Source organism: Microcoleus sp. POL10_C6, assembly GCF_036701585.1.
Lineage (GTDB): Bacteria > Cyanobacteriota > Cyanobacteriia > Cyanobacteriales > Microcoleaceae > Microcoleus.
The window spans coordinates 12,622-25,940 of sequence record NZ_JAUBRB010000054.1 but is presented as its reverse complement, the minus strand read 5'-3'; the positions used below and the strand labels follow the sequence as shown (position 1 = coordinate 25,940).

Below are 13,319 nucleotides of genomic sequence, written 5' to 3'. Positions count from 1 at the left end.
TTCAGCGAAAGATTTCCCCCGCACCAATTAGATATTTCTAACTCCACTGTAATCTAGTTAAATTGAAATGTCAGTGGTCAGAGCCAGAGTGAATTCGATCACCCAAAAACAGTGATCGCGATCGTATACAATATATTTCCCAGCCCGCCCCGGCAGGCTTTGTTTGTCTAGGCTCGGTTTCAACCACCCGAATCTAGAATGTAGAGTGGGCGATCGAGTGGTTAAGCCTGTCAGCGCGATCGAATCAAAATTGGGCGATCGAATTTCCGTAATGCGTCAAAGTGCGATCTCCACTCTTGCGCCATTGCCAATAAGCGTTTTAGGGGCGGGCAAGATGCCCACCCCACAATAAAATTGAACTTTTGTGGAACAGGCATCTTGCCTGTTCTCCAAAATAGTGCAAGATGTCAGTGCGATCGAATTTTCGTTTTACCCCCGGCACACTGTCAGTACAATTGCAAAATATAAACCTACCATCCCCACCTATGAAACAACCCTCCAAACCTCCCGACTTCATCATCATCGGCGCCCAAAAAGGTGGCACAACATCCCTGTACAATTACCTAATCCAACATCCCCAAATCGCCCCCGCCGCCCAAAAAGAAATCCATTACTTCGACTTCAACTTCGACAAAAGCCCAGACTGGTACTATGCCCAATTTCCCCAGCCCCAAACAGGCGAAAACCTACTAACCGGAGAAGCCAGCCCCTACTATATCTGTCACCCCCAAGTTCCCCAGCGAATTTATGATTTATGTCCAAAAGTTAAAATAATCGCCCTGCTGAGAAACCCCGTAGAACGCGCAATCTCCCACTATTATTACTATATCAAAATAGGCTACGAATCCCTATCATTAGAAAGTGCGATCGCCGCCGAACCCGAAAGACTCAAAGGCGAAATAGAAAAACTAATAGCCGACCCAAACTACTACAGTTACGAACACCAACACCACAGCTATCTAACCCGTGGCATTTACGCCGATCAACTCCCAGCCTGGATGAAACTTTTTCCCAAATCACAACTTTTAATCCTCAAAAGCGAAGATTTGTATACCAATCCCTTCGGCACATACAACAGCGTCTTACAATTTCTAGACTTACCGCCGCACCAACTACAAACCTACGAAAAATACAACGCCACCCAATATCCCCCCATCAGCGAGACAGTATACGACCAATTGAGAGCATATTTTCGATCGCACAACCAAAGACTAGCTCAATTGTGCGATCGAGACTTCGGCTGGGACTAATCAATAATATCTCCCTGGCATCAAAGTATCCCTCCCCCTCTCATCCCAGGGAGATCGCAACGAAGGAATAAGTCTCTTGGCAGTTGGCACAAGAAAGAAAAAATTTTTGCCCTCTTCCCTCTTCCCTCTTCCCTCTTCCTTCTTCCTTCTTCCTTCTTCCTTCTTCCTTCATAGCCGATTTGCGGGCGTTGGTCTAAAATCAATACAGTCCTCTGCTGACTTGCTTTCAGCAAGATTTAAGCATACTTACCCTGCAACCTTATAATAATCCTTGTGCCAGACACTGCCCAGAACCGCCCAGAGCTGGATCTGAAGACCATATTTCCATTCGAGCTAGATAACTTTCAGAGAGAGGCGATCGCCGCCCTCGATGCAGGTAAATCCGTTGTCGTGTGTGCTCCCACAGGCTCTGGGAAAACGTTAATCGGGGAATACGCCATCCATCAAGCACTCTCCAGGGGGCGGCGCGTCTTCTACACCACACCCCTCAAAGCTTTGTCTAACCAAAAGCTGCGCGACTTCCGCAGTCAATTTGGAGACAACAACGTAGGTTTGCTGACGGGCGACATCTCCGTCAATCGAGATGCACCGATTTTGGTGATGACTACCGAAATATTTCGGAATATGCTCTACGGTACGCCGATCGGAGAAGTCGGTACTTCCCTCACCGGAGTCGAAACCGTGGTGCTCGACGAGTGTCACTACATGAACGATCGGCAGCGTGGTACCGTCTGGGAAGAATCCATCATCTACTGTTCGAGCGAAATTCAACTGCTCGCCCTCTCAGCAACCGTTGCCAATAGCGACCAACTCACAGACTGGATTAACAAAGTCCACGGGCCCACAGAGCTCGTCTACTCAGACTTTCGGCCAGTACCGCTGCAATTCCACTTCGCCAACCAAAAAGGGATATTTCCCCTGCTAGACGAGACCGGCAAAAGAGCGAATGTCCGGTTAGTCCCCAAAAAGAAGGGGCAAAAAGTAGAAAGAGGCAGCATCCCCACTCCGAGTTTGACCGATGTTTTGGCTCGGTTGGACGATCGAGATATGCTACCAGCAATTTACTTCATCTTCAGCCGTCGCGGGTGCGACCAAGCAGTCGCAGAAGTCGGCAATTTCTCCCTGGTTAACGAAGCCGAAACAGCCGAACTCAAACGCATCATTGACGATTTTTTACAGCGAAACCCAGAAGCAGAACGCTTCGGTCAAAAAGAAGCACTTTTAAAAGGCATCGCCGCCCACCACGCAGGCATTTTGCCCGCTTGGAAAGGTTTAGTAGAAGAACTCTTTGGCAGAGGTTTGATTAAAGTCGTATTTGCCACCGAAACCCTAGCAGCCGGGATTAATATGCCCGCCCGCACCACAGTCATTTCCACCCTGTCCAAGCGCACCGACAAGGGACACCGACTGCTAAACGCTTCAGAATTCCTGCAAATGGCCGGTCGGGCCGGTCGGCGGGGCATGGACAAGCTGGGGCACGTTGTCGCAGTTCAGACGCGCTTTGAAGGCGCAAAAGAAGCCTCTTATTTGGCAACAGCCAAAGCCGACCCCCTCGCCAGTCAGTTTACGCCCAGCTACGGCATGGTGCTGAATTTGCTGCAAACACACACTCTCGACGAAGCTCAAGAGTTGGTAGAGCGAAGTTTTGGTCAATACCTGTCTACCTTGTACTTGCAGCCGCAGCAATCCGAATTAGACCGATTGCAAACAGAATTGGCGGTACTCGAAGAGTCCCTGGCAGCCGGAGGAAATGTCTCCACCCTGGAAAAACACCTCGCCCATTACGAAAAATTGCAGGCAAGACTCAAAGAAGACAAACGTTTGCTGAAAATTCTCTTGCAGCAAGCTGAAGAAGCGAGATTCAAGGAGATGTCCGTAGCTGTGGCTTTTGCAGTGCTCGGAACGGTTCTGAGTCTCAAAGGTAAACACGTTCCGACAGCCAAACGATCGCACACAAATCCTGTACCCGCCGTATTGGTTGCCAAAATCCCAGGTTCTGGCCAAGCACCAAATTTGGTGTGCTTGGGCAAAGATAACCGCTGGTATATCGTCGCCATTAGCGATGTCGCTACCCTGCACGCCGAATTACCTCGCTTGACCGTTGCAGATACCTTGAACCCGCCGTCGGAAATGCCCCTGAGACTCGGCCAGTGCCGCTTGGGAACTGAAGAAACTGCTTCAATTGCTGCATCGATCCCACCATTGCCGACACCAGAACCGAGCCCAGAGGCGATCGAGCAACAGCAGAAAATCGCAGCCGTAGAAGCTAAGCTAGAAATTCACCCGGTTCTAGAATGGGGCAATCCCGGTACTTTGCTCAAACGCCAGCGCCGCCGGGAAGAATTGAAAAAAGAAGTTCGCAAAAGCGAACAAGAGTTAGAAAAGCAGCGAGCTCGCTACTGGGAGCAATTTCTCAACTTAATCGACATCTTGCTGAATTTCGGCTGCTTGGAAAGAGTAGTTTCGGCACATGGAAACCGAGATGACTCCTCCGACAGGTTAGTGCCCACCGTCTTGGGCCAAGCTTGCGCCGCCATTCGCGGCGATAACGAACTGTGGCTGGGTTTGTCCCTGATGTCTGCCGAGTTTGACGAACTCGACCCCCACCACCTCGCTGCAGCTTGTGCGGCCTTAGTTACAGAAGTTTCTCGGCCCGACAGTTGGACTCACTACTCGCTATCGCCGGAAGTTTTGGCACCTTTGGACAATCTACAAAAAGGCCTACGCCGCCGATTGTTTCAAGTGCAGTACCGCCACGAAGCTGCGATCCCGATTTGGCTGGAACGGGATTTAGTGACTTTGGTCGAACAGTGGGCTCTGGGCGTTGAATGGCTGGAACTGATTAGCCATACGAGTTTGGATGAAGGGGATGTGGTGCGGATTTTGCGCCGGACTTTGGATTTCTTGTCTCAGATTCCTCATGTTCCTCATGTTTCGGATGCTTTGCGGAGGAATGCTTGTCGGGCGATGCAGTTAATCGATAGATTTCCGGTGAATGAAGCTGCTACTTAGAAAAGTGTTGACAGTTGACTGTTGGCTGTTGACGGTTGACTGTTGGCTGTTGGCATCTAAATTGTATTTTTGGTTTTTCAACCCAAATGCACCCAGGTTTTAATCTAAAATCGTTTCCGGTGGCATCGGTATTGTTTAAATGCAAAAATGTCCAAACAGTCAACTGTCAACTGTCATGAGGAATAGATCCAAAATCTAAAATCCAAAATCTAAAATCTAAAATCTAAAATCTAAAATCGATCGATCGCACTTTTTCCTGATTCAGGTTGCAGGGCAGGATAGAAAATTGTATGGTGCGGATCGATCGATCTTAATTGTTATTGAAATTTTCCGAAACGGTGCGCTGGGTAATTCTCCTATTTTATGATGCAACAAATCAAAAAGCCCGCTCAAATGCCTGATGCCTGCTCCCAGGTTCAAAAAATTCGCTTTTTCACTTTCTTGCAAAAAGTCTTAATTGGAACTCTAGCGAGTACATTACTCAATCTCTTCATCCTATTTCCCTCTCCGAGTTTCGCAGAAGTAGTTCTGGGCGTTGTTCGCAGTTCCGAGAATTCTCCCGACTGGGTAAAGATTACCACGCGCCTCTGGGAAAGCGGCATTGCTTACAAACCAATCAATCTCGAAGCAATCAAAAGTACGGCGGATTTAACAGGCGTTAACGTGCTGTTTTTGCCCAACATTGAAACTTTGACTCCGGCACAAATTAAAGTTTTAGAAGCTTGGGCCTCCCAGGGCGGCCGCTTGATTGCTTCGGGCCCCGTAGGCCGCAGTTCCCCGGCATTGGTGCGCCAATCTTTGCGATCGCTCCTTGGGGCCTATTGGGCTTTTCCGTTAACCCAGCCGGCGACGCCACAACCACGCAGTCGCTGTCGGGATATCGCCTGCACCGCTTCTAGCAATTGGGTGCCGACTGCACAACAAAATGCCTCAGTCCAAGGCGGTGTCTTGATTCCGGCTGATGCGAACAGTCAAACTATTGCTACTTGGAAAGATAGTTCCGGTTCCTCAGCAGCCATCGCCACGGATCGCGCTACCTATCTCGGCTGGCGCTGGGGTAGCGACGGTTCGGCAAATGTAGATAAGGCTTGGCTGCAAGCCTCGATCGCCCGCTGGGGAGGCACAATCGCTTCTGCACCCTCCGCGCCCCCCCCTGCTGCCGCGACCCCACTGCCAACTCCCCCCTCAAGAGTCACTAGAAACAGCCCTAGTTTGCCGCGTACTACCCCGCTGAGCCGACTTTCTCCCTCTGGCTCGCTTCCCGATCCAGTACCTGCAACTTTTACAGACCCTTCGGATCAGTCGGCGCCGGCGGGTTTGGACGTGCAGCCAAATTCCAATAAGCCGATCGTCAGCATTGAAGCGTACTTGATGCGCCAAGAACTCACCAACCTCCTCGGCCGGTTTGAAAGCGCCCTGACAGCATCTAATTCAGCCAATACCGCCATCAATCTCAATGCTGCTACCTCCCCTCAACTGCTGGCTGCAGAACAGGGCGGAGGCGGCCCGGCAGCCGGTCGCCCCCCTGTTCTGCAAGCGATCAGGGTGCGGGCGATCGCCCAAGCGCGGCAGGTTTTGCAAACTTTCGACCAACTCCTGCAACAGCAAAACTACGCGGAGGCTAGAAAGCAGTGGGTGGAAGCGCGGCAGTTGCTGTGGGAAAATTACCCGAAGGAAGGACAGCGGGTTGGGGCGGAAATTCGGGCGGTTTGGCTCGATCGCGGGACGATCGTCGCAGCGCGATCTGAGCAGGGTTTGGCCGCAGTGTTCGATCGGCTCGCCGCCGCCGGTATCAATACCGTTTTCTTTGAAACTTTGAATGCCGGATATACCATTTATCCCAGTCAAGTTGCACCGCAACAAAATCCCCTAACAGTTGGCTGGGACCCGCTGGCATCTGCGGTTAAATTAGCTCACGAGCGAGGCATGGAACTGCACGCTTGGGTTTGGGTTTTTGCCACAGGAAATAAGCGCCACAATACTTTAATTGGCCAGCCTAGCTCTTATCCAGGCCCGGTACTTTCCGCCCATCCACAGTGGGCCAATATTGACAATAAAGGACGCACGCAAAATCCTAACGATGGTAAGTTTTATCTCGATCCTGCGAACCCGGAAGCGCGGAATTATTTGCTACAAATAGTCAACGAAATTGCCAATAACTACAAAGTAGATGGGGTGCAATTAGACTATATTCGCTATCCTTTTCAAGATGACAATGCGAATTTTACTTACGGTTACGGTATTGCTGCGAGGCAGCAATTTAGGCAGTTGACTGGTGCAGATCCCGTGAATATTTCCCCCAGAAACGGCAGTTTGTGGCGGCAGTGGGTTGAGTTTAAAACTAATCAAATTAATAGTTTTGTAGCTGAAGTTTCTCAGCTTTTGCGGCAGAATTATCCGCGCACAATTCTGTCGGTGGCAGTGTTTCCGCACCCGGAAAGTCAGCGGATTTACAAAATTCAGCAAAATTGGGAAGTTTGGGCTCGTCAGGGCATTGTAGATTTGATTGTGCCGATGACTTATGCTTTGGATACGAACCGACTTCAGCGCATCACCGAACCGCTGGTAAATGAACAAATTCTGGGTTCGGCTTTGATTTCTCCCTCGGTTAAGTTGTTGACTCTCCCGGAAGTTGTGGCGATCGACCAAATCCAAGCTTTACGCGATTTGCCAACAGGGGGCTATGCTATTTTTGCGGTGGAAAGTATCAGCAGCGGGATGCAGGGGTTTTTTAACCGCACTCAAGGCACCCCAGTGCGTTCCACTTCTGCTGCGGAGCCGATTCCTTACCGACAGCCGTTTGCGGCGGCGGCTTCGCGGTATACTGCTCTCAAGCAGGAATGGAGTTTTTTATTGGCTAACAATCAGTTGCGGGTGTCCGAATCTGAACTGAAAGTTTTGCAAAGTCGAGCGGATGAATTGGCGCAAGCTTTGAGCAAGTTGGCGGCAAATCCTTCTACCGAAAGTTTAGCAACTACTAAAAGATTGTTAAGGAGTTTTCAATCTCAATTTCAATCTTCGATGCGCTTGCATTCTGCGGAAAATAGCTATCAGGTGCAAACTTGGCAAAATCGTTTGGAGAGTTTGGATATGCTTTTACGCTACGGCGAAAGGATGGAGTTGAATCGCAGATAAATACAGATTTTTGGGGTGTGTGCTTGTTAGCTACTGTTTGTTCAAATGAGATGTTGCACCATTCTCAATAACCCTTCCCTGGGCGGGCAGGATGCCCACCCCACAAGAAAATGTACTTGTTGTGGAACAGGCCGGAAAGCCTGTTCCACAATAAAATTCATCTCTTGTGGAACAGGCCGGAAAGCCTGTTCCTAAATAAGTAATTGAGAATGGTGCAATAGATCAGATGATTTCGACTTAGGTCGATCGCGCCCAATGATCTGTATCAGTAGTTACGAAAAAACTCTGAGTAGAAATACGCTATTTTGATATAAATTGATCGACGGTACTGTCGTCAGTAAACTACAGCATAAGGATAAAAGGAAGGGCAAAGGGAACATAATTTACACTCAAAACTCCCAACAATTACCAATGCCCAATTCCCAATGCCCAATTCCTCTGAGGATGAATATGTTTCCTAAACCCCTCAATAGTTTAGCTACAAAAATTATCGGCAAAGTTCCATTACAAACGGTGCTCGTGGTTCCTTTTTTAGTGCAAATTGTCGGCACGGTAGGACTTGTAGGTTGGCTATCTTTCCAAAACGGTCAGCGGGCAGTCAACGATGTTGCCGCTCAGTTGCGGGGAGAAATTAGCGATCGCATCAAAGACCGCATGGAACATTATATGTCAATTCCCCACATTGTCAATCACCTGAACGTTCAAGGCATAAAACTGGGGCAGTTGAACCTAGAAGACAAGCAAAAACTAGAACATCATTTCCTAGAACAAATTCAATATTTTGATTCGATCAGCATCATTTACACAGGCAAAGAAAATGGAGAACACTCTGGAGCAATCCGCACTAAAGATGGGATTTTGATATCTGCTGCTGACAGCTCTACTGGCAATAAATTAGGTCGATATACTGCGGACTCTCAGGGAAACCGTGTTCAATTAGTCCAAATTTCACCCAATATTTACGACCCGCGAACTCGTCCTTGGTACCTAGCTGCCACTGCCGCAAAAAAACCTATTTGGACTCCAATTTATACAGATTTTTTGACGAGGGAACTGGCAATTACTGCTGCTTTGCCTATCTATGACGATGCTGGCAAATTGTTAGGAGTAGCTGGCAGCGATTTGCTCTTTTCCAGAATCAAAGAATTTCTGGTTAGCCTAAAAATAGGAAAATCAGGACAAACTTTTGTCATGGAGCGATCGGGGATGTTAATTGCTACTTCAACGTCGAGTCCAGAATTCGTGGTGGAAGGTAAAGAAACCAGACGCATTAAAGCTTCAGAAAGCGAGAATCCGGTAATTCGCCAAACTGCACAACATTTAGATAAATCCTACGATAGCTTAGCTAAAATTAATAATTCTCAACAACGTACTTTTGATGTTGATGGCAATCGAAATTTTCTTCAGGTAGCTCCTTTTAAAGACGATCGAGGGTTGGATTGGCTGATTGTAGTAGTTGTGCCAGAGTCTGACTTTATGGAGCAAATTAACCTCAATACGCGCACGACTTTTTTGCTGTCGGTTGCAGCTTTGATTGGGGCGACAATTCTGGGGATTCTTACTGCTAAATGGGTGGTGCGGCCGATTTTAAGATTGAATGCGGCGGCGAAAGCTTTGGCGCGGAATGAATGGGATACAAAGCTCACTCTGAATCGCGAAGATGAACTCGGAGAACTTGCCACTGCTTTTAACAGCATGGCCGAGCAATTGCAGCATTCATTTACTTCTCTTTCGGAAAGCGAAAACCGAGTAAAACAATTTTTTAATGCAGTACCGCTAGGGATTTTTATTGCAGAGCCAAACGGTCAAGCTCACTACATTAATCCTATAGGAGAGCAGCTTTTAGGTCAAGGAATTGTGGCAACAAATTCCGAAAATTTGCGCCAATCCTACGGAGCTTATTTAGCTGGAACTCAGGAAATTTATCCGGCGGAACGCGACCCAATGTTAAATGCTTTACAGGGCAAAAGTGTCACTGTTGATGACATTGAAATCTCCTCGGCTGACAAAACTGTTCCCATGCAAATTTCGGGAACTCCTATTTATGACGCCCAAGGAAATATTATCTATGGAATGTGTGCTTTTCAAGATATTACAGAACGCAAACTAGCGGAGAAACTGTTAAGGGAATACAACGACAATTTAGCACTGCAAGTTGCAGAACGTACCGCCGATCTTGCCAAGGCAAAAGAAAAGTTTTCTAAAGCTTTTCGTTTAAGCCCTAATGCGATTACCCTGACTAGAATCAGCGATGGTCGCCACATAGAAGCCAATGAGAGCTTTTGTCGGATGATGGGGTACAGTCACGAAGAAATCATTGGCAAAACAGCGGTAGAACTCAATTTTTGGGCGAGTTTAGCAGAGCGCGATCGCATGATTCAAATGTTAAAAAACAAGACGGCTCTTCACAATTATGAGCTGAGGTTTCGCAATAAAAATGGTACAGAAAGAACGGCACTGCTGTCGATAGAAACCATCGATATTGACGGAGAAGCTTGTTTTTTGTCGATTTCTAGCGATATTACCGAGCGCCAAAAAGCAGAAACTGCCCTTCGGGAAGCAGAAGAAAAGTACCGCAACATTTATGAAAATGCTTTGAATGGAATTTTTCAAACTGCTATTGATGGGAAATACATCAGCGCTAACCCCGCTTTAGCTAACATCTACGGTTACGACTCGCCGACAGAATTAATAGCAGCACAGCCGAATTTCCATAACCAGCTTTACGTGAAACCGAACCGTCGCGACGAATTTGCAGCGCTGATGAACGAGTACGGGATATTATCAAATTTTGAATCGGAAATTTACCGCAAAGATGGCAGCATAATCTGGATTTCGGAAAATTGTCGCGCTGCCTGCGATGAAGCAGGCAATCTACTTTACTACGAAGGTTTTATTAAAGACATTACTGATAACAAACAAGCGGAAATCAAACTGCAGCAGGCGAAAGAAGCGGCCGAAGCAGCAAACAAAGCGAAGAGTACGTTTCTCGCCAATATGAGCCACGAATTGCGATCGCCCCTGAACGCGGTCATCGGCTTTGCTCAAGTCATGCTTCGCAGTAAAACGTTGTCTCAAGAAAATCAAGAAGATGTTGGAATTATCCTGCGGAGTGGTGAACATTTACTGGCTTTAATTAACCAAGTTTTAGACTTGTCAAAAATCGAAGCCGGACGCACGACTATTAATGAAAAAAACTTCGATTTCTACCAACTAATCGACGATTTAGAAGATATGTTTGCTCTCAAAGCTGAGCAAAAAGGTTTGCAGTTAATCTTCGACAGAGACGCCGAAGTTCCCCATTACATTTGTACTGATGAAGTTAAATTGCGACAAGTCTTAATTAATTTGCTCAATAATGCAATTAAATTTACTTCAGAAGGGGGAGTGTCGATGCAAGTCAAAGGAGGAAGACGGAATATACATAAAAACAGCACTGACCAATTACCCGGCCGCTACTGGCTGCATTTTGAAGTTCAAGATACTGGTGCAGGCATTGCTGCTGAGGAAATCCATCAGTTGTTTGAAGCATTCGTGCAGACGAAAACAGGTAAAGATTCTCAGGAAGGAACGGGTTTAGGTTTAGCTATTAGCCGCCAATTCGTGCAATTAATGGGAGGTGAAATTACTGTTAGCAGCGAGATCGGAAAGGGTGCAGTATTTCAGTTTGATATCCAAGTTCATCTGGTTGAAGCTGCTGATATTGAAAGCAAAAAAACTCAACGTCGAGTTGTTGCCCTCGAACCGAATCAGCCGAGTTATCGCTTGCTAATTGTGGACGATAAACCTTTGAACCGCCAACTGTTAGTAAAACTTCTGAGTCCACTCGGATTTGAGTTGAGAGAAGCGAATAACGGTAAAGAAGCGGTTGATATTTTTATGGAGTGGGAACCGCATCTGATTTGGATGGACATGAGAATGCCTGTCATGGACGGCTACGAGGCTACCAAACAGATTAAAACTACAACTGGCGGGCAAGCAACGGCGATTGTAGCCCTAACTGCTAGCGTTTTGGAGGAAGAACGGGCGGTGATTCTTTCGGCGGGTTGCGATGATTTTATGCGGAAACCATTCCGAGAGGAGGACATTTTTGTGGCAATGGGAAAACATTTAGGAGTACGCTATATTTATGAAGATCCAACCGCAGTAAGTGCCACAGGTGTAGAGGAGTCAAGTCAAGAGGTGCTGACACCGGAGGCTTTCGCCTCTCTTTCTCCAGACTGGATGGCCCAATTCAAGCAAAATATTTTGAGTGTGGACATGGAGGCGATCGCGACTTCGATCGCACAAATCGGCACTGTCAATCCCTCTCTTGCGGGCAAGCTTCAAGATTGCATTAATAATTTTGAATATGACAGAATTTTGAACATAATCGAACTCAGCGAGAAACAGTAAATACCCGATGAATTCAACTTCACCTAAAACCAATCGAGCTAATATTTTAGTAGTGGACGATACGCCAGAAAACCTGCGGTTGCTGGCAGGAATTTTGAGCGAAAAAGGCTATCAAGTTCGCCCCGTACCCAATGGCAAGCTAGCATTGTCTGCATCTCAAAAAATACCCCCGGATCTAGTGCTGCTGGATATTATGATGCCGGAAATGGACGGCTATCAAGTTTGTCAGCAACTCAAAGATTCTGAAATTACCAAAAACATTCCTGTTATTTTTATTAGTGCGATCAATGACGTGCTGGATAAAGTTAAAGCTTTTGCAGTGGGCGGAGTTGACTTTATTACTAAACCGTTTCAGGTTGAAGAAGTTTTAGCCCGGATAGAAACTCATTTAAAAATTTGTTCACTGCAACAAACTTTGCAAGAAAAAAATCAAGATTTAGCAGCGGCGCTGCAGGAACTGCAAGCCACCCAAGAGCATTTGATTCAATCGGAAAAAATGGCAGCCCTGGGACAACTGATTGCCGGCATTGCTCACGAAATCAATACCCCCCTGGGAATTATAGGTTCATCTATTAATAATATAGCTAATTTTTCTGACGAGTTTTTAGAAAAATTTCCTGAAATTTATCAACAACTTTCTGAGGAAAGCAAAGCTTATTTTTTAGCTTTACTGTACAGAACAACCCATCAAGAAGTTTTATTCACAAGCAGAGAAAAACGTAAATTTAAACAGCAGTTGGCGGCGGATTTGATGGCAGAAGCTGTGGAAAACTCCGAGGAAATTGCGGATACTTTAGTTGACATGGAAATCTACGAAAATATAGAAGAGTTCTTGCCACTTTTTAAATCGCCGGATTGGGAAGTAGTTTTAAATAGTGCTTACCAGTTTGCGAGCTTTAAAAAAAGTATTAGTCTGATACAAAGAGCGACAGCGAAGTCGGGAAAAGTAGTATTTGCCTTAAAAACCTACGCTCATTTTGATAGCAAACCAGAAAAAGTCCAGGCGAACTTGCATGATGGCATTGAAACCGTATTAACCCTTTATCAAAATCAGCTAAAACACGGTATAGAAGTAGTTAAAAACTATGGAGATTTACCCCAAATTATGTGCTATCCCGATGACTTAAATCAAGTTTGGACTAATCTCGTTCATAATGCCCTGCAAGCAATGGATTATAAAGGTATTTTGACAATTGAAACTCGGCAGCAAGAGGCAAATATTTTCCTCAAGTTTACTGATAACGGCAAAGGTATTCCCTCAGAAGTTATTACCAAAATTTTTCAGCCGTTTTTTACGACTAAATCTGCGGGCGAAGGTAGCGGTTTGGGATTGGATATTGTGAGAAAAATTGTGGAAAAACACGAAGGCACAATCGCTGTAGATTCTGTACCGGGGCAGACAACTTTTACAGTCTCGCTGCCAATTTATTAAACAAAACTTACCTGTAGGGGGCAGATTCCCTCTGACCGAAAGCATCCAGGATGCCAGCCCCCGGATTCATTCCTTCGCAGACTCAGGACCCAGAA

7 protein-coding genes are annotated in these 13,319 nt (G+C 46.6%); 6 read left to right on the top strand and 1 reads right to left on the bottom strand.

Going from position 1 to position 13,319, the window contains the following annotated elements; translation table 11 throughout:
• Positions 1 to 163 precede the first annotated feature (163 nt).
• Together QUA34_RS23870 and QUA34_RS23865 are read left to right on the top strand one after the other, a co-directional pair.
• A complete protein-coding gene (locus tag QUA34_RS23870; RefSeq protein ID WP_333389529.1) occupies positions 164 to 352 on the top strand; it encodes a hypothetical protein in 189 nt (62 codons plus the stop codon).
• Positions 353 to 485: 133 nt separating this feature from the next.
• Complete coding sequence (locus QUA34_RS23865) at positions 486 to 1,250, top strand: sulfotransferase domain-containing protein (RefSeq protein WP_333389527.1); 765 nt, start codon at positions 486 to 488, stop codon at positions 1,248 to 1,250.
• A 40-nt stretch (positions 1,251 to 1,290) separates the two neighbouring features.
• Here the strand turns inward: QUA34_RS23865 and QUA34_RS23860 are convergent, their stop codons facing one another.
• Positions 1,291 to 1,422: a hypothetical protein gene (locus tag QUA34_RS23860; protein WP_333389525.1), complete on the bottom strand. Its 132-nt coding sequence runs from the start codon at positions 1,420 to 1,422 to the stop codon at positions 1,291 to 1,293.
• 101 nt (positions 1,423 to 1,523) lie between these two features.
• Between QUA34_RS23860 and QUA34_RS23855 the strand changes: the two genes are divergently transcribed.
• The 4 genes from QUA34_RS23855 to QUA34_RS23840 all read left to right on the top strand — a co-directional run bounded on the left by QUA34_RS23855 (position 1,524) and on the right by QUA34_RS23840 (position 13,224).
• Complete coding sequence (locus QUA34_RS23855; protein WP_333389524.1) at positions 1,524 to 4,262, top strand: DEAD/DEAH box helicase; 2,739 nt, start codon at positions 1,524 to 1,526, stop codon at positions 4,260 to 4,262.
• Between the two features lie 393 nt (positions 4,263 to 4,655).
• Entirely contained in the window at positions 4,656 to 7,397 is a 2,742-nt protein-coding gene (locus QUA34_RS23850) for a family 10 glycosylhydrolase (protein ID WP_445242841.1), read from the top strand.
• Between the two features lie 450 nt (positions 7,398 to 7,847).
• Positions 7,848 to 11,792 (top strand): PAS domain S-box protein, encoded by a 3,945-nt coding sequence (locus tag QUA34_RS23845; RefSeq protein ID WP_445242840.1) that lies wholly within the window; start codon positions 7,848 to 7,850, stop codon positions 11,790 to 11,792.
• A gap of 7 nt (positions 11,793 to 11,799) precedes the next feature.
• Complete coding sequence (locus tag QUA34_RS23840) at positions 11,800 to 13,224, top strand: response regulator (protein ID WP_333324992.1); 1,425 nt, start codon at positions 11,800 to 11,802, stop codon at positions 13,222 to 13,224.
• Positions 13,225 to 13,319 lie beyond the last annotated feature (95 nt).